Raw genomic sequence first — 18,100 nt, forward strand, 5'->3', positions numbered from 1 at the left:
ATTTACCCCTACTATCGCTCCCAAACCATACAAACACCTCGATCAGACTCAGCTTCATCTCGAAATCCTTGCTGGGAAAAATAAGATAGCAAGTCTTCTGGGCAATCGATCCCAATGGCCTTCTTTTCCTTTTGAACAGCTAGATCCTTTAAAGCCGCGATCAAAATAGAGCCATAGCCTTGACCTTGAAAGGCTGGCCTCACTGCTAATCGCAATACGATTAGGTCTCCTTTTACATGCTGGTCTTCTGTCGCCAACAAGTAGGCCACAGCATCCCCCACCTGCTCTGCAAGCAAAGAAATGGCTTCCTTCGAACCTAGCGCTTCCTCAAGAGTGGCCCTGTGCTCCTTTCCTTCATTCTCATGAAGTTCTTCTTCTAGCAAGCCCAGCTGTTCTTGATCAGCTGGGGTGATTGATCGAATCACCATCCTGCTTTCCTCATCTCATACTCCTTCAGTGGACAGATAAATTTGAGTCTGGAACCAATCGATTCCAGACTCAATCATCTCTTATTGTACACTATGTGTCAAACTAGATAATAAACGCTCAAATGAGTATTCATAGGTTTGAATATCTCCTGCCCCCATAAAGACATAGACTGCATTGTCATGGTCAAGAAGAGGAGAAACATTCTCAGCTGTAATAATCGCTGAACGTTTGACAATTTTTGCTTCCAAATCTTCAACTTTCACATCGCCGTGATCAACTTCACGCGCAGAGCCATAGATCTGTGCCAAGTAAACAGCATCTGCTTGATTCAACGCTTCAGCAAATTCATCTAACAAGGCAATGGTCCGTGTAAAGGTATGTGGTTGGAAAATGGCTACGATTTCTTTACTTGGATATTTTTGACGGGCCGCATCCAAGGTAGCAATAATTTCTGTTGGATGATGCGCAAAGTCATCGATGATCACTGTTCCGTTGACCACTTTTTCAGTAAAACGGCGTTTCACTCCAGCAAAAGTCTTCAAATGCTCGCGGACCAAATTTAAGTCAAATCCTGCAATATGAAGCAAGCCAATGACTGCTGTAGCATTCATGATGTTGTGGCGACCAAAAGTTGGGATATGGAATTGCCCCAAGTCTTCTCCACGGAAATGAACATTGAAGGTTGACCCAGTCGTTGAACGAAGCAAATTGCTTGCTACAAAATCATTATTCTCTTTGTCAAAACCATAGTAATAAATTGGTGCAGGCGAGCTAATCCGACGCAATTCTTTGTCTTCCCCGTAGATGAAAAGTCCCTTACTGATTTGTTTAGCATAATCGTTAAAGGCATTAAAGACATCTTCTAAACTTGTGAAATAATCTGGATGGTCGAAGTCAATATTGGTGATGATGCTGTATTCAGGATGGTAAGGCATAAAGTGGCGTTCATACTCATCTGATTCAAATACGAAGTATTTGGCTGCTGCAGAGCCACGACCTGTCCCATCACCAATCAAATAACTGGTATCGGTGATATTTGATAAGACGTGAGAAAGCATCCCTGTTGTTGAGGTTTTTCCGTGTGCTCCGGCAACCCCCATACTGACAAAGTCACGCATAAATTCAGCAAGAAATTCATGGTAGCGTTTATAGGTTAGGCCGCGCTCATCTGCATAAGCGATTTCCACATTATTATCAGGACGGAAAGCATTCCCAGCAATGAGGATTTTGTCGCCTTCTAAATTTTTCACATCAAATGGATAAATTTTAATTCCTGCTTGTTCCAAGCCACGTTGCGTAAAGTAATACTTTTCAACATCTGACCCCTGAACTGTATGTCCCATTTGGTGAAGCATGAGAGCTAAAGCACTCATCCCTGCTCCTTTAATTCCAATAAAATGGTATGTGTTAGACATGTTTTCTCCTTACTCTTGATCTAGATGGGTTAAATCCAATTCTTGCTTGATCGGCTGTGGTTTCAACTTGTGCTGATCTTTATTGTATATTTGGCTGGTCTTTAAGAAATCATAATTGTTTTTCTTTTCAGTAGGTTCAGCCACTTCTGGTTCCCCTGCAGATTCGAACTCAGCAAGGATCAACTGATCTTGTCGCAATCGTTTGCTATATTTTAACAGTTCACCTGGATTTTCCTTTTGGAAAGGAGCTGTTGGCTGGCCAGGTTTTCGTTCTGAAATAAACGTTTTTTTCCGCTTACTTGTGGTAGCCACTGGCTCTGTAGTCAGGTAGGGAGCTGTACGTTTCTTTTTCAAATCTTCACGCGCACGCTCTCTAGCTTCCTCTGCATAACGATTGGCAGGACTTTTTTTATCAATCGGTTCTTTAAAATCAGGTTTTCTTGCTGGCCGTCTTTTCGGTAGGGGCTCTTCTAGTGGTTGATGATAGGGATGCTTGGGTTTGGTATTTTCAGCAATTGGTTGCCATTCCAAATAATTTTTATCTACATAATCGCCTGTAATGTTACTAATCAAGTCTGTATCATCATACAGGTTCATGTGGGGCATCTCTGTTAACATCAACTCATTATCCCCTACTTGAGGAAAATATTTTTCTGTCATGCTTTCTTCCTTTCGACACTCCTTTAATTATAAACTATTCACAGAATTTTTCAAGCTATTCTGATTGAATTCCAAGAATCTCACGAATTTCCTCAACAGATAAACTAGATCGTGTTTCCGTTCCATCTAGAATCGTTGAGACTAAGTGTCTTTTAGATGCTTGGAGTTCCTGGATTTTTTCTTCAATCGTTCCACGGGTGATCATGCGGTAAACCTCAACATTTTGTTCCTGACCCATTCGATGGGCACGGCCAATAGCCTGGTCTTCCACTGCAGGATTCCACCACAAATCGACTAAGATGACAGTATCGGCTCCAGTGAGGTTCAATCCGACTCCTCCGGCCTTCAAAGAAATGAGAAAAGCATGGCGCTCTCCCGCATTAAAGGCATTGGTCATTTCTTGACGATCTTTAGCCGGGGTGGAACCTGTGATTTTAAAGGAAGTCATGCCGAGCTGATCAATCTCTTGCTCTAGGATATCCAACATTCCTCTGAATTGGGAGAAAATCAAAACTCGATGGTCACCATCCTTGATTTGACCCAAAAGATCTCGAAGGCTCTCCAATTTCCCACTATCTCCTTGATAGTCTTCCATAAAGAGGGCTGGAGTATCACAGATTTGACGAAGGCGCATGAGACCTGAGAGAATTTCAACTTTACTCCGATTTAATTCTTCCTCACTAGAACTTCGAACCCGATCTTGAATTTGCTTTAATTGGGCTAAATAGATCGTTTTTTGGCTTTCGTCCAGCTCATTGTGATAGGTTGTTTCAATCAAGTCCGGTAATTCTTGGAGTACTTCATCTTTTTTCCGTCTCAGGACAAAAGGTTTGACAAATCGCGCAATGGTCTCAGGACTCAACTTTTGAAATTCTTTTTTAGCTGGAAACAGACCAGGAAGAACAATTTGGAAAATGGACCAAAGCTCTCCCACATGGTTCTCAATCGGTGTCCCAGATAGAGCAAATATATGCGGCACCTCAACTCCACGTAAGTGTTGAGCAATCTTGGTTTGGGCATTTTTCATGACCTGAGCTTCATCTAAAATTAGGTATTCATATTGATTTTTCTGGTATTCCTCCACATCCTGACGGAAAGAGGCGTAACTCGTAATGACTACCTGAGGATTGGTTGCGATAAGTTCATCGCGATGTTGCTTGAGGCCGTAAACGACTGCCACTTCCATCTGAGGAGCAAATTTTGAAAATTCTTGTTTCCAGTTGTAGATGAGACTAGACGGAGCTAGAATCAAGATTTTAGTTTCTTTTTTTGCAACATTGGTCAAAAAGGAAATGGTCTGTAGGGTTTTCCCAAGCCCCATATCATCCGCTAAAATACCACCAAAACCATAATGATCTAGCATGGAGAACCATTTGACCCCTGTTTCTTGGTAATCCCTTAGGGTCGCATGGATTGTCATCTGAGGGAGGTGATAATCTTCTGGATGAGTCAGATCATGAGCTAAATTTCGAAATTCTTCTGAAAAATGAACATTGTCTTGATCTGCCAACAAATCAGATAGCTGATAAGCAGCAATCCGGCGGGTTTGTAGTTTCCCACCCTTACTCATCTTAGCGCGCAGATCTGCTAAAGCGCGACTGATCTTCTTGGTTTCTTCATCAAAGACAAGAACTTTCCCTGTATGACTGACAAAATAGTCTTCTTGCCCTACCAGTGCTTTGAGGACCTGGTCCACTTCAGCTGGATCTACACTCTCAAAGTCAAAACCAATCTCCAGTAGACTGCCATTGGTTTTCACATCAATTTTTGGACGTTCCACTTGATAAAGATCTAAAAGGCTATCAGAGAGGATGACCTCCCCTAAGGCTTCGAAAGTCGGGATCTGTTGGTGAAAGAATGGATAGATTTGCTCGCTTGATAAAGGACTTCTTTGAGAAGAAAAATCATCCGTAAACCCTGCTGCTAGCATGGTTGAAAAGACTTCTTGCTCCTTATCGAAATCACTGGAATAAGGAAGGTTAAGGAGCTCCTCACGTGTGGTTACCACACGATCCTGGTATTGGAAAACCACATCTAGTAAAACAGTCTGGTCCTGTGCTAGATCAAAATGAAATTCTGGAGTGAAATCGTGGATTAAAAAGCTGGTCGGTGCTGTTATTTGCCCCAGTTTTTTAAACTCTTTTAAACTATAGGAAAGTTTGGTCTGGTCCGTTGGATCAAAATGCAGGCGTTTTTTGCGATCCTGATCCATTGGAAGATCTTGGATGGCCCTCCATAAGGTCCGCTGTTGGGGCGTCAGGTGATAGAAGACACCATTTCGAAACAGGTAAACAGCAGACTCAACAACCTTCACCTGTGGCTCCGTAATGATCAATTCGTAAAAATCACCATGGTCTTCTACCTGAAAATGAAAGAGATCTTCCTCTCCATGGACATCCTGAAAATAGACTTCAGAAAAATCATACATGCTGTATTGCAAGAGGAAAGAATCCAAATTCATCAGTAATTCTACAGCTTCTTCAAAAAGAGTAGGTGAAAAATAAAGATGGCGCCCAGCATTTGGAAAGAAATCTTGCTCTTTCGATCCACTATCTGTGACCAAGCCCTGTAGGAAATTGATCACATCCTGACTAGGCCCATCAAATTCTAAGTAAGAAATAGGTTCATAATAACTTTTGCCAATTGCAAAGTGGCCTTCTTTCTGAAGGGTCTGCAAAAAAGCTAGCACATCTCTAATCACATAAGAACGTTCGTCTGGCAAGCGACGAATGCGCAGGGTCCACAAGAATTGACCAGAGTATTCATCCTCCTGCCCAACGGCTGATAAGACATAGCGGGTTTCTTTCTTTTCGATTTTTGGAAGGACCTGGTCTAAAAACAAACTTCCAAAAGAGACCTTCTCCTGAGTTTCCTCTGTCGCAGTGGCATCTTCTTCAAGATTTGCAAGAGCTGCTTTCCCACTGTCATCATTCTTCAGATAAGCTTCTACAGCTGCCAGATGTGTACAGAATTTTTTCTTTTGAAAGAAAGCACAGCTACAAAAAACGGCATCGTCATCCAAACTGTAACGCAAGCTTTCTTCTTCCACCCGAAAATACAGGTATTTTTCTTTTACTTCCTGAAGGGAAACTTTCCCAGCTTCATAGAGAAGGCTCCCTTGTGAACGAACCTTCCCAGGAATTAATTTTGCCATCTTTACCACCTTAGATTAATCCCTTTATTATACCATATTTCAAAGTATAGTTAAAATTAATTCGATAAAACTGATTAAAATAGGCGTTTTCGGGCAATCTACTATTCAATTATCCCCAAATGATTAGAATGAGGGAGGTCCCATAAAGGATGGCCTACCCCAAAAAGACCAAAGTATTTTTTAAGAATTTCCTCATGATACGCACAAGTGCCAATAAGCATAACAAAGAAATAAACAGTAGGCATTCTATATTAGACATGGTTACCTTCCTTTTCTATCCATTAAAGCACATCAGGCTTTTTCTTTGAATTAGTTAATCTTTCAGATGTTAATATAAAAAAGGACTCTTCTTGTCTCTCGCGGTCGACAAAGAGTCCTATTTAGTTCTTTTTTACAGTTAGAATGATCCATTCATCTCCTTTTTCAAAGGACTGACAAGATCTTCTTGGCACCTTGACTACCTAACTGTTAAGTGAAGGATGGCAAGACCAGCAAATAGTCTACTAGTATTAGTTTCCTGAGGCACTCAGGCTACTTCCGTTTTCGCGCAATCAAATGGATTGGAGTTCCTTCAAAAACAAAGGCCTTGCGAATTTGGTTCTCCAAGAAACGGAGGTATGAGAAGTGCATCAGTTCTTCTTCGTTAACAAAGACCACAAAAGTTGGCGGCTTGGTTGCCACTTGTGTCGCATAGAAGATCTTGAGGCGTTTTCCTTTGTCGGTCGGCGTTGGATTAATGGCAATGGCATCCATAATCACATCGTTCAAGACAGCTGAAGGAATCCGCGTATTTTGACTCTCACTGATCTGTTTAATCATCTCTGGCAACTTGTGCAAGCGTTGTTTAGTTAGGGCAGAAACAAAGACAATCGGCGCATAAGAAAGGTATTGGAATTGATCGCGAATGTCATCTTCCCACTGCTTCATGGTATGGTTGTCTTTTTCAATAGTATCCCATTTATTGACAACAATGATCATCCCTTTACCAGCTTCATGAGCAAAGCCAGCGATCCGCTTGTCGTACTCCCGAATCCCTTCTTCGGCATTGATAACCATCAAAACCACATCTGAACGGTCGATGGCACGCATGGCACGCATGACAGAATATTTCTCTGTGTTTTCATAGATTTTACCAGATTTGCGCATACCAGCTGTATCGATCATGGTAAATTCTTGGCCATCTGCATCGGTAAAATGGGTATCGATGGCATCCCGTGTGGTTCCAGCAACAGGGCTTGCGATGACCCGGTCTTCTCCAAGGATCGCATTGATCAAACTTGATTTCCCAACATTTGGACGACCAATCAAGCTAAATTTGATGATATCTGGATTTTCTTCTTCTGTGTCATTCGGAAGATTTTCGATGATGGCATCGAGCACATCCCCAGTTCCGATCCCGTGGACAGAGGATACCGGTAGTGGCTCACCTAGTCCTAAGGCATAAAAGTCATAGATATCATTGCGCATCTCTGGGTTATCCACCTTGTTGACTGCAAGAATCACCGGTTTATGGGTCTTATACAAGATACGAGTGACATATTCATCCGCATCCGTGATCCCTTCTTTCCCAGAAACGACAAAGACGATCACATCTGCTTCGTCCATAGCAATTTCTGCCTGATGCTTGATTTGCTCCATAAATGGGGCATCTACGTCATCTATTCCCCCCGTATCAATGATACTAAATTTTCGATTCAACCACTCAGCTGTTGCATAAATGCGGTCACGAGTGACTCCTTCTACATCCTCAACGATGGAAATCCGCTCACCGGCAATCCGGTTAAAAAGTGTAGATTTTCCAACATTGGGACGGCCTACAATCGCAATAGTTGGTAGGGCCATGATTTCCTCTTTTCTAAAGATAGGCGAGACCTCGTTTCAAGAAGGTCTCTCTTCATTTCTATAATAGTTTGTGTTTTTCTAGTAGTTTTTGGGTTTCTTCTTGTTCAGGTTGACCAAATTGAGCTGCCAGGCGCTCGCTCCAGCTGTCCGTTGCACGCGCTCCAGCATAATCTGCCTGTACCTTGTCATAGGCAGTCACAACTGATAAGTCTTGTTCTTGGTATTCTTCTTCAAAAGCAACCTGCTCCAAGGGTAAGCGTGGTTTCACCGCATGCTGCTGATTAGGTACTCCAAGGGCAATCCCAAAAACAGGGTAGGTATAGTCTGGCAGACGGAAGAGTTTTGCAACTTCCTCTGAACAGTAGCGCAACATGCCAATAATGACTCCACCATAGCCGAGACTTTCAGCTGCCAATAGCGTATTTTGAGCTGCTAGAGCCGCATCCACTGAAGTGATCAACAAATTATCCACACCTTCCGGATGAAAATCCTTCTCATGAAGTTTGACAGCTTTTTCAGCACGGTTTAAATCCCCAACAAAGAGGAGAAATACGGCTGATTGGCGAATCGCTTCTTGAGGAAGCAAGTCATAGAGAGCTTCTTTCTTTTCCTTGCTCTTCACCACAATCACAGAATAAGATTGAAAGTTTTTCCAACTTGATGCCATCTGCCCAGCTGATAAAATTTCCTTGAGGTCAGCTTCTTTGATAGCTTCTTCCTTAAACCGGCGAACAGAAAAATGAGCATTCATTAAACGGATGGTTTCATTCATCGGCGATTGACTCCTTCCAAATGGATTTCCTTAGCTAAAAATTTCACGCGCTCCATGACACGTTTGGCCTGCCAGGTTTCATCACCATTGCGCGACGTTGCAAAATGCCGTTCCAACTCTTCAAAATTAAAGTTAGAGGTAAAGAAGGTCGGAAGATTTTCCTGCATCCGGTGCTGTAGAATCACTTGTAAGATTTCGTCTCGCACCCAGGCTGACATCTGTTCCGCACCGATGTCATCGAGAATTAAAATTTCGGCTTTTTTCACCTGATCTACGGTTTCTTTGACCAAGCCCGAACTGATAGCATTTTTGACATCGATAGCAAAACTTGGGAAATGTAGTAGAGTGGTAGAGGCCTGGCGTTTTTCGGATAAATCATGAGCCAGGGCTGCCATCATGTAACTCTTTCCTACTCCAAAATCACCATAGAGGTAAATTCCCTTTTGATACTCGGGATAGTTAGCTACAAAATTAGCTAATTCCTCAAAGGCCACAAATCGTCCCTTATCATCGAGCTCTACCTTGGCTAGACTCGCTTCTTTCAAAGTTGAAGGGAGATTGATCAAGTTGAGACGTTGGTTGATTGCAGCACGTTTTTGAGCTTCGATTAACTCTGGTGTCTCCTCATAAGTGACATCCGCATATCCTTCATTCATGATGAGGATGGGCTTATAACCTTTGGCAATGTAATCCGGATCTCCCAATAAGAAACGGTTGCGCTCACTGATGTATTGATTAAATTTTGAAATACTACGACGAATTTCTTGCTCAGACAAAGACTGGTCTTTGATAAAGGCAGCGACTTCTTGGTCTGCCAAGATCTGTGCGACCAAATCCTCATAGTTAAATTGACGCGCACGATTCATGTGAGACAGGGTTTGACCTACACTTTCCATCTACTCACCTCCTTGATTCAGTTTTTCTAACAGGCGTTGTTTCTCTTTAGCGAGATCCACCTTTTCTTCTTGACTGGTTTGATTTTGATAATGTGGTTGACTCCACTTGGGAACATTGTTTTGCTTGCCCTTGGCTGTTGTAGGACTCGTCCCCTTGTTTCCTTGAACCTTAGCCTGTTTCTGGCGTTCTCGAACTTTTAAAATCGCCAGTTCCGCACTGTTGACTCCTTGATAAGAAAAATCATTTCCTACCTTCAAAGCATACTTTTCATTCAGATTAGCAGACTGGGTCTTGTTAAAGGTCAACAATAAAATAATATTGATCACCTCATCTAGTAAGCCTAGATCAGCTAACTTAGATAGAGTCTTGCGTTCGCTCTGCGTAATGGTCGCATTGCGAACCTTTTTAATCTCCGCTAAAAATTGTAAGCTGGATTTTGCCTTAGCTTCTCTCAGAATAGTTTCTTCCTGACGGCTATAAGACACGCGGGGTTGCTCTTGGCTAGCCTGAGCCAATTTTTGCTTCATTCTCTTCGGAGAAATGGTCCGTTCTACAGCTGTTTCTTTTGCTAGGAGATAGGTTTCATACCAGGTCCATTGCTGCTCTTCTGCGATGGCAAAGAGGGCCAGAGTCGCTACTCCTTCATCCGCAAAACGAAGTCCATCACGCCCCATCATCCGTTTAAACATTTCCATATCAAACTGCTGTTTTTTACTGGCAACAACAGTCACCTCACCAGCATCTAGTCCAAATACTTGAGAGAAGGACACTTGCCGTCTACTTCCTAAAGAGCGTGCTGGAAGCAGATCCTCCACTGCCTTTTCCCCAATCTTTTTTTCCAGTAAGCGTTTAAAAACAGCATTTGAAAAAAATTGTTCTGCCTCAAGAGGGGCATGTAATTGAATGGTGATCCCAACTTCTTCCTCATAGAGATCGATCAAACCCATGGCAATTAAACGATCAAAGGCAAGTAGCAACTGTGGAAATCCTATATTCAAATGATTGAGGATTTGCGCCAGTAAATATTGTTTTTCACCCTGATCATAAGAGGCGAGTAGATACCGATAAACCGCTACCGTATCCGTCTCCAAAATAGGCAGGTAATACTGTTCCAATGCAGCCCCTGCCGGTGGAAGAAGATTATTTTTTAAAAATGCGAAAGGCGTATTGGGCTTCATCTATTTTTCCTTTTTCTTCTTGGTTCCCTTCGTGATTTGTTTCAAGAGGGTCTCTAATTCACCGACATCCTTGAAACTCCGGTAAACACTAGCAAAACGGACATAGGTGATCTCATCCAAATCCGCTAACTCATCCATAACCAAAGAACCAATATACTCACTGTTGATTTCATTATCACTTTGGCTGCGAACCTTTTGCTCAATCCGGTTTACAATTTCTTCGATTTCATCACTAGAAACAGGCCGTTTTTGAGCCGAGCGGATAATGCCATTAAAGATTTTATCACGAGAAAATTGCTCGCGTGTCCCATCCTTTTTGACAACTACTAGAGTCCGTTCTTCTACACGTTCGTAGGTAGTAAAGCGATAATGGCATTCTTCGCATTCCCTGCGACGACGGATGGTATTCCCATCTTCAGCTTGTCGACTATCCACCACACTAGACTTACTTCCACCACATTTTGGACAACGCATTTGCTACCTCCTTAAACTGTTTTAACACTTCATTTTACCATAAATTGAATCGTAAAGAAAGCAGAAGAACAGGAGAATCCCCTATGCTTGCTCCTCATTGATACATAAAAAAAGAGTCGAAGGACGATTCGAATAAAATCGTTTTCCTTTCGACTCTCCGTTTATATTAAAGTGATAATTCAGCCTCTAAGCCATAGTGATCACTGACATGGGGTTTATTTTCCCCATCAAAGATGACACAAAGACGCTGGATGTCCCATTCTGGACTTGCAAAGACGTAATCGATTCGCAATGGAATTTGATTGTCTGTCCAGCCATCAATTCCAGGACCTACAGTATAGGTACCCTTTGTTTCTTTAGCTTCAATAAAGCTATCTTGAAGTTCAAGTGAACTGGATAGAATCGTTTCATAACCTTCTTGACCAGCAGGATTATTGAAATCACCCGCTAGAATAAAGGGTTTCCCTACTTGGCTGAAGTACTTCTCAATACGTGGCCACTCAAATTGGAAACCTTTGTCCCACCATGAAAGATGGACGCTGGCAACAGCAATCTCTTTTCCATCGACACTGGTATGGGCAACGGCCACCCGACGGGTATGGTAGTCCGTTGGATCATCCATATTAGATACCAAAATCTCATCCGCCTTCAAGGGTTGACGCGAAAGAACGGCCACACCCTCATTGAGGTGATCATAGCCAATATGGTTGTAGGCCCAAGTCCAATAATAGTGGAGTCCTTGAGCAGCTAACTCTTCAACCAATACGCGAACAAAGTGATCCTTGTGAATGGCTACAGCTGATGGCAAAGCTTGATAATACTCATCCGTTTTGACTACTTCTGAGGCCATTTCTTGATTGACCTCTTGGAAACAGATCACATCATATTGTGCTTCTAAAATTTGCTCCTTGAGAGTTTCAAATTTTTGCTGGGCATTCTCTTCCATCCAACTATGGGAATTTAATGTTAAAAATTTCATCCCCTGATTTCTCCTTCTTTTCAAATCAAGAAACGGCAAGAGGCCGGGTACACTGCCCCAACCTCGTTTTCTTTGCCGATATCTCTTATAATTCTACTGTTGCAACTGGAGCATTTGCAGCCAATTTACCAGTATGTTCGACCTTAACTGATTTGATCGCATCCGCATTTGTGAAGACAACAATAGTTGATGTTTCACGACCTGCTTCACGGATCGCATCAAGGTCTGCTTCTACCAAGAGGTCTCCAGCAGCCACTGTTTGGCCTTCAGTAACTTTAACCTCAAATGGTTTTCCTTCAAGACTAACTGTATCTAGACCGATATGAACCAAGACTTCCAAACCATTATCTGTTACCAAACCAAGGGCATGCTTGGTTGGGAAGACGCTGGTCACTTTACCAGCAACAGGTGAAACGATGTGGCCATTTTCAGGCTCAACCGCAAATCCGTCACCCATCATTTTTTGTGAGAATACAGGATCTTTCACATCTTCGATGTTAATCACTTCACCATCTGCAACGGAATGCACTTCATCCGTCACACCTTTAAAGGTTGCTTCAGCTTTTTGAACTGCTGTCATTTGGCTAGGAAGTGTTTCAGGAATGACTTCACCTGAATCAAGAACATCTTGGATATCAGATTTTAATACGTCAGCTTTAGGTCCGTAGATCGCTTGGACACCTTGTCCTTTCATGACAAGACCCATAGCGCCTTCTGCTTTCCATTGTTCTTCGGTACCGACTTTTTCAGCATCTTTAACTGTTACACGAAGACGAGTCATACATGCGTCAACATCTACGATATTGGCACGTCCACCAAGAAGGTTGATGATGTTAATCACTTGTGAGCTTGCTGAGCTTGTAGCAGCTCCAGCTGTTGCACCATCTCCTGAAGGGGCATCATCATTTTGTTCGTAGTTTCCATTACGTCCTGGAGTCGCATAATTGAATTTCTTAATCATGAAGTTGGCAATGAAGTACATGATAAATCCAAAGAGGACTGTTACCCATACAAAGTTAAAGATATCTAGTGCCAAACCAGCGTTGATGGCCATTGGAGTACGTGTCAAGAATTCGATTGAACCGAATGAGTGAACACGAAGGTGAACCAAGTCAGCCATTGCAAAGGCAGCACCTTGAACAAAGGCGTAGATCAAGTACAATGGTGTTGCAATGAACATGAACATGTATTCAATTGGTTCTGTAACACCTGTCAAGAAGGTTGCAAGAGCAGTTGCAACAAGCATCCCTTTGTATTTTTCTTTTTTATCTGGATCCACATTGCGGTAGATAGCCACCACAATCCCCATCAAGATACCAAATGATCCAATCATTTGACCAACTTTGAAACGAGCTGGTACGTATGCTTTAAGCAAGTGTTGATACTGACTAGGATCAGCTTTCTTCAAGTTAACAAGGTCTGTTACCCAAGCCAACCAAAGTGGATCTTGTCCAAATACTGTTGTTCCTTTGGCAGCACCTGTAAGAACTTGGTAGCTACCACCCAATTGAGTATAGTTGATTGGAATGGTCAACATGTGGTGAAGACCAAATGGCAAGAGAAGACGTTCCAAGGTACCGAACAAGAATGGTGCCAATACTGGAGCAGTGGATTGGGAGTTAGCGATCCAAACACCAAATCCATTAATTCCTGATTGAACTACTGGCCACAATGCTGCCAAAACCAAGGCTGTAGCAGCTGAACGGACGATAACAACGAATGGTACAAAGCGTTTCCCATTGAAGAAAGAAAGGGCTTCTGGGAGCTTACGGTAGTTGTAGTATTTATTGAAGGCTGTTGCTCCAACAAAACCTGAGATAATCCCTACAAATACCCCCATATTCAGAGCTGGTGCTTCAAGAACACTGATAAAGTAGTCCGCAACTTTAATTGATCCACCGAAGATTGTGTGAACCGTTGCAGCTTTGTCAGCTAACATTGCAGATGTCACTCCGAAAACTGCACCGGTAATACGGTTAATCAAGATGAAAGAGAGACCAGCTGCAAAGGCACCCCCTGCACGTTCTTTGGCCCAGCTACCACCGATAGCAAGGGCAAAGAGGATGTGAAGGTTTCCGATAACCCCCCAACCGATTTGTTCGAGAATTCCACCTGTAATAACAAGTGGAGATAAATTCGGGTTGATCATAGGGATAGATTTCCCGATTGAAATCATCAACCCAGCCGCTGGCATAACAGCGATAACGACCATCAAGGCCTTACCAAACTTCTGCCAGAATTCAAAGCTAAATAAACTTTTGAATGATCCTTTGTTCATCATTCAACCTCCTTATATTGTTTAAGGCTTTGTTTTAAGAAAACGTTTGCGCTTAATTTGTTTCTAGTATACCATATTTTAAAAATTTGTAAAGCCTTACATTCATTTTTTTCTCCAAATTTTATCTTTTTTAAGCCAAATCCTTTTTAAAACCCAGCCTTTCCAAACGCAAACGTTTCCCTTGGGGCATAAAAATATTCGAACCCTCTAAGGGTTCGAATATTTTATTCTAATGCGTCTTGCATGGCATAGCCAATCCCACGAACGGTCTTTATATAGCTTTTTTGACCGGGTAGATCAATTTTCCCACGGAGATAACGGATATAAACGTCAACAATATTGGTCTCCCCCGTACTCTCGTACTTCCAGACACTTTCCAACAACTGATCTCGTGTCACCACTCCCTTGCTTCCCATCAGAGTCGCTAGGAGGTCATATTCTCTGCGGGTCAAACTAATCATGTCTTCCCCACGATAGACGGTATGGTGTTCCACATCAATGCGCAAATTACGGTATGATGTTGGGATTTTCATCTGGCTACAATGTTGGTCAATATAATCACGTCCTCTAAAAATCGCTGTGATCTTATCGACTAAATCGCTGATAATAAAGGGTTTGACCATATAGGAAACAGCAAAGCGCTGAATACTCTCTTTGTGTTCAGCAATTTTTTCGCGACTATCCAAAACAATCAAAACAGAAGCTGGGCGAATCTGACTGATTTCCTCTGCGAATCTTTCACCAGACATATCTGACAAATCGTAATTAAACAAGATCAGATCATATTTAGTCGCAGCAATCAAAGCCAGACCCGCTTTTCCATCTTCGACCACATCAACTTGATACCCCTCTTTTTGAAGTTCCAAATCAATGAAGCGAGCGATTTGCTTCTCATTTTCTACTAGTAGAACTCGTTTGACCATAGAGCAAGATTATTTTTCGTCGTACCAAGAATAGTGGAAGGTACCTTCTTTGTCTTTACGTTGGTATGTGTGAGCACCAAAGTAGTCACGTTGTGCTTGGATCAAGTTCGCTGGAAGATCCGCTGAACGGTAGCTATCGAAGTAAGTGATGGCTGCTGAGAAGGTTGGTACAGGTACACCTGCTTGAACAGCAAGAGCTACAATGTCACGAACTGATTGTTGGTACTTAGCAGTGACATCCAAGAAGTACTCATCCAATAGAAGGTTAGCAAGATCTGCATCGCGGTTGTATGCATCTGTGATCTTTTGCAAGAAACGAGAACGGATGATACATCCATCGCGCCAGATAGATGCGATGTCCGCAAATGGCAAGTTCCAATTGTTTTCTTTAGAAGCGACGCGCAATTGGGCAAAACCTTGCGCGTATGAGATGATTTTTGAGAAGTAAAGGGCTTGACGGATTTTTTCAATCAATTCAGCCTTATCTCCTTCAAATTTGAATGCAGCTGGTTTTGGAAGAACCTTGCTTGCGTGAACACGTTCTTCTTTGTAAGTAGAGATGTAACGAGCAAATACTGACTCAGTAATGAGTGACAATGGCACACCAAGGTCAAGCGCTGATTGACTAGTCCATTTACCAGTTCCTTTGTTTCCTGCAGCGTCCAAGATGTAGTCTACGATAGGTCCATCTTGACCTTCGTCGTCTTTGCGTCCAAGGATATCAGCAGTGATTTCGATCAAGTAGCTGTCCAATTCACCCTTGTTCCATTCAGTAAAGATTTCAGCCATATCTTCTGCAGAAAGTCCAAGCAAGTGTTGCATGAGGTCATAGCTTTCTGCGATCAATTGCATATCCCCGTACTCGATCCCGTTGTGGACCATTTTCACGTAGTGACCAGCTCCATCAGGACCGATGTAAGTCACACATGGTTTTCCATCTTCAGGCGCTTTTGCAGAGATTTCTTCAAGAACGTCCGCTACCAAGTCATACGCTTCTTTTTGTCCACCAGGCATGATAGAAGGACCTTCAAGGGCACCTTTTTCACCACCAGATACACCTGTACCGATAAAGTTGATCCCTGAGTTCGCCAACTCTTCGTTACGACGGATAGTATCTTTATAGAAAGTGTTTCCTCCGTCGATCAAGATATCACCTTTATCCAAGTGTGGAAGAAGGGCTTGGATAGTTGCGTCTGTACCAGGTCCTGCTTGAACCATAAGCATGATACGACGTGGTTTTTCGATTGAGTTTACGAAGCTTTCGATATCATAGCTTGGCACAAAGTTTTTATCAGGATGGCAAGCAATCACATCTTCTGTTTTTTCTTTACTACGGTTATAAATGGCAACTGTGTAGCCACGAGATTCGATATTAAGGGCAAGGTTACGACCCATTACGGCCATACCAACAACACCAAAGTTTGCTTTAGTCATGTGACACTCCTCTTTATAGTTTGCCTTTATTCTACCATTTTTCCTCCTCAAAAGAAAGCAGAAAATAGCTTCCCACCTTCTCTAAGAGGGAGAAGATCATGCAAGTCATTTGATCTTAAAAACAAAAGTGCCCGAGAAACAGTTCTCAGACACTTCTTGATGAATGTCATTAATCTTCTTTTGAAGCTAACTCCTCTGCTTCAATGACCGGTTGTTCTCCTTCTTTGAGTTTATTGACCGTCATATTAACTCCAAGAGCTCCTGCTAGCAATTGACGAATATCAAATCCAGCTCCTTGAGAGACTTGGTCGATACTTTGCATAATATCGCCCACCATCTTAGAAGCATTGCCTTCCCCGTACATGGTGATCTTATCAACCTTGGTTAATGGTTCAGCGACAGCACGCGCAATTTCAGGCAACTTGTCAACGACCATTTCAGTAATGGCTGCTTCTTGCATTTTCTTCATGGCTTCGGCCTTTTGGTCCAAACCTTTGGCTTCGGCTTCCAGTTTCAAGCGAATGGCTTCAGCCTCGGCACGACCTTTAGCCTCAATAGCTTCGGCCTCTTGCAATTGGGCAAATTTCTCAGCTTCGGCTTGGGCTTTTCGAGCTTCGGCTTCTTTTTGTGTTTCGAAGAGTTCTGCTTCCGCCTTGCGTTGGCGTTCAATCAATTCTGCTTCTGCAGCTTGTTGACGCGCATATTTTTCAGCTTCAGCTTGTTTGCGGATGTTGGCATCCAATTCTTGCTCACGAACCTTAACTTCGCGCTCTTTGACTTCCGCTTCTTTTTCCTGTTTCATGATATTAGCTTCGGCTGCCACGCGCTCTTGTTCACGACGTTGCACCTCTGCCTCAATCCCTTTAGCGGCATCCGCTTTTGCTTGGGCAATATCTGCTTCTTGCTTGAGGGCTGCTTGTTTGAGTTTTAATTCGTTTTGTTTTTGCGCAATTTCAAGATCGGCTGCGACGCGTTTGTCGTTAGCCAATTTATCTTGTTCTGCTTCAACTTCCTTGCGTTCACGTTCTGCTTTGGCTTTGGCAATCAAGGCATCTTTCTTAATGGTTTCAACATTTTCAATCCCGAGGTTATCGATGACTCCCCCTTCATCAGAGAAGGATTGAACCGTAAAGGCGATGACTTCTAGACCCATTTTTGCCAAGTCTGGTGCTACGTTGTCCTGCACTTTTGAGGCAAACTCTTGACGGTCATTGACCATCTTACGGAGCTCCATCTGACCGATGACTTCCCGTAAATTCCCTTCCAAGACATCTTGGACAGAGTTGGAAATATCCGTTGTATTCCAGTTCAAGAAGTTTTCTGCAGCACGGGCAATCATCTCATCGGTTGTTCCGATTTTTAACTTAACAGCTGCATCGGCACGGACGTTAATGAAGTCCAGTGTTGGGACTGCTTCAGATGTCCGAACATCTGTCGAGAATTGCTCAATATCAAGATAAGAGCGTTGTTCGACAAAGGGAATCATAAAGCCAGCTTTCCCACGCAAGTGACGTTGCTTCCGAAGACCGGTAATGACCACGACTTCGTTGGGTTTAGCGTTCACATAACCTTTAACAAGCAAAATCAAAATAATAACTGCGACTATTAGGCCGGTAATCAACCAACCTGGAATAAATAAAGTATCCATACTTTTTCTCCTTTTTA

General features: G+C 42.7%; 14 protein-coding genes. All 14 read right to left on the minus strand.

Annotation, left to right across the window (positions count from 1 at the left end):
- Positions 1-11: 11 nt before the first annotated feature.
- The 14 genes from O3626_RS04180 to O3626_RS04245 all read right to left on the minus strand — a co-directional run bounded on the left by O3626_RS04180 (position 12) and on the right by O3626_RS04245 (position 18,083).
- Positions 12-428, minus strand: coding sequence for a GNAT family N-acetyltransferase (locus tag O3626_RS04180; RefSeq protein WP_371495460.1), 417 nt, complete (start codon positions 426-428; stop codon positions 12-14).
- 81 nt (positions 429-509) lie between these two features.
- Positions 510-1,844 (minus strand): UDP-N-acetylmuramate--L-alanine ligase, encoded by a 1,335-nt coding sequence (murC, locus tag O3626_RS04185; protein ID WP_371495462.1) that lies wholly within the window; start codon positions 1,842-1,844, stop codon positions 510-512.
- Positions 1,845-1,853: 9 nt separating this feature from the next.
- Entirely contained in the window at positions 1,854-2,504 is a 651-nt protein-coding gene (locus O3626_RS04190; RefSeq protein WP_371495464.1) for a cystathionine gamma-synthase, read from the minus strand.
- Between the two features lie 55 nt (positions 2,505-2,559).
- Positions 2,560-5,658, minus strand: coding sequence for an SNF2-related protein (locus O3626_RS04195; RefSeq protein ID WP_371495466.1), 3,099 nt, complete (start codon positions 5,656-5,658; stop codon positions 2,560-2,562).
- Between the two features lie 531 nt (positions 5,659-6,189).
- A complete protein-coding gene (der, locus tag O3626_RS04200; protein ID WP_031575509.1) occupies positions 6,190-7,500 on the minus strand; it encodes a ribosome biogenesis GTPase Der in 1,311 nt (436 codons plus the stop codon).
- Between the two features lie 58 nt (positions 7,501-7,558).
- Complete coding sequence (locus O3626_RS04205) at positions 7,559-8,272, minus strand: nitroreductase family protein (RefSeq protein WP_371495468.1); 714 nt, start codon at positions 8,270-8,272, stop codon at positions 7,559-7,561.
- On the minus strand, positions 8,269-9,168 hold the full coding sequence (gene dnaI, locus O3626_RS04210) for a primosomal protein DnaI (protein WP_350007443.1): 900 nt from the start codon (positions 9,166-9,168) through the stop codon (positions 8,269-8,271). Before dnaI ends, O3626_RS04205 begins: the two co-directional genes overlap by 4 nt.
- Positions 9,169-10,347 carry a DNA helicase gene (locus O3626_RS04215; protein ID WP_371495471.1) on the minus strand — a complete coding sequence of 393 codons (1,179 nt, stop codon included), beginning with the start codon at positions 10,345-10,347 and terminating at the stop codon, positions 9,169-9,171.
- Positions 10,348-10,821, minus strand: a complete 474-nt coding sequence (gene nrdR / locus O3626_RS04220; protein ID WP_003005476.1) for a transcriptional regulator NrdR — start codon at positions 10,819-10,821, stop codon at positions 10,348-10,350. It abuts the gene before it with no gap.
- Between the two features lie 166 nt (positions 10,822-10,987).
- Positions 10,988-11,800 carry an endonuclease/exonuclease/phosphatase family protein gene (locus O3626_RS04225; RefSeq protein ID WP_371495473.1) on the minus strand — a complete coding sequence of 271 codons (813 nt, stop codon included), beginning with the start codon at positions 11,798-11,800 and terminating at the stop codon, positions 10,988-10,990.
- Between the two features lie 85 nt (positions 11,801-11,885).
- On the minus strand, positions 11,886-14,078 hold the full coding sequence (locus O3626_RS04230; protein WP_371495574.1) for a PTS transporter subunit IIBC: 2,193 nt from the start codon (positions 14,076-14,078) through the stop codon (positions 11,886-11,888).
- Between the two features lie 224 nt (positions 14,079-14,302).
- Complete coding sequence (locus O3626_RS04235) at positions 14,303-15,001, minus strand: response regulator transcription factor (protein ID WP_371495475.1); 699 nt, start codon at positions 14,999-15,001, stop codon at positions 14,303-14,305.
- Positions 15,002-15,010: 9 nt separating this feature from the next.
- Positions 15,011-16,435 (minus strand): NADP-dependent phosphogluconate dehydrogenase, encoded by a 1,425-nt coding sequence (gene gndA, locus O3626_RS04240; protein WP_003017375.1) that lies wholly within the window; start codon positions 16,433-16,435, stop codon positions 15,011-15,013.
- Positions 16,436-16,604: 169 nt separating this feature from the next.
- Positions 16,605-18,083 carry a flotillin family protein gene (locus O3626_RS04245; RefSeq protein WP_003005145.1) on the minus strand — a complete coding sequence of 493 codons (1,479 nt, stop codon included), beginning with the start codon at positions 18,081-18,083 and terminating at the stop codon, positions 16,605-16,607.
- Between the last annotated feature and the right edge of the window lie 17 nt (positions 18,084-18,100).

This window comes from Streptococcus sp. 20925_1_77 (assembly GCF_041432125.1).
Lineage (GTDB): Bacteria > Bacillota > Bacilli > Lactobacillales > Streptococcaceae > Streptococcus.

Excerpts from the sequence above, each read along its gene's own strand:
- der (WP_031575509.1), bottom strand. The coding sequence starts at position 7,500 with ATGGCCCTACCAACTATTGCGATTGTAGGCCGTCCCAATGTTGGAAAA.
- O3626_RS04180 (WP_371495460.1), bottom strand. The coding sequence starts at position 428 with ATGGTGATTCGATCAATCACCCCAGCTGATCAAGAACAGCTGGGCTTG.
- O3626_RS04235 (WP_371495475.1), bottom strand. The coding sequence starts at position 15,001 with ATGGTCAAACGAGTTCTACTAGTAGAAAATGAGAAGCAAATCGCTCGC.
- murC (WP_371495462.1), bottom strand. The coding sequence starts at position 1,844 with ATGTCTAACACATACCATTTTATTGGAATTAAAGGAGCAGGGATGAGT.
- dnaI (WP_350007443.1), bottom strand. The coding sequence starts at position 9,168 with ATGGAAAGTGTAGGTCAAACCCTGTCTCACATGAATCGTGCGCGTCAA.
- O3626_RS04245 (WP_003005145.1), bottom strand. The coding sequence starts at position 18,083 with ATGGATACTTTATTTATTCCAGGTTGGTTGATTACCGGCCTAATAGTC.
- gndA (WP_003017375.1), bottom strand. The coding sequence starts at position 16,435 with ATGACTAAAGCAAACTTTGGTGTTGTTGGTATGGCCGTAATGGGTCGT.
- O3626_RS04190 (WP_371495464.1), bottom strand. The coding sequence starts at position 2,504 with ATGACAGAAAAATATTTTCCTCAAGTAGGGGATAATGAGTTGATGTTA.
- O3626_RS04205 (WP_371495468.1), bottom strand. The coding sequence starts at position 8,272 with ATGAATGAAACCATCCGTTTAATGAATGCTCATTTTTCTGTTCGCCGG.
- O3626_RS04195 (WP_371495466.1), bottom strand. The coding sequence starts at position 5,658 with ATGGCAAAATTAATTCCTGGGAAGGTTCGTTCACAAGGGAGCCTTCTC.
- nrdR (WP_003005476.1), bottom strand. The coding sequence starts at position 10,821 with ATGCGTTGTCCAAAATGTGGTGGAAGTAAGTCTAGTGTGGTGGATAGT.
- O3626_RS04215 (WP_371495471.1), bottom strand. The coding sequence starts at position 10,347 with ATGAAGCCCAATACGCCTTTCGCATTTTTAAAAAATAATCTTCTTCCA.
- O3626_RS04230 (WP_371495574.1), bottom strand. The coding sequence starts at position 14,078 with ATGAACAAAGGATCATTCAAAAGTTTATTTAGCTTTGAATTCTGGCAG.
- O3626_RS04225 (WP_371495473.1), bottom strand. The coding sequence starts at position 11,800 with ATGAAATTTTTAACATTAAATTCCCATAGTTGGATGGAAGAGAATGCC.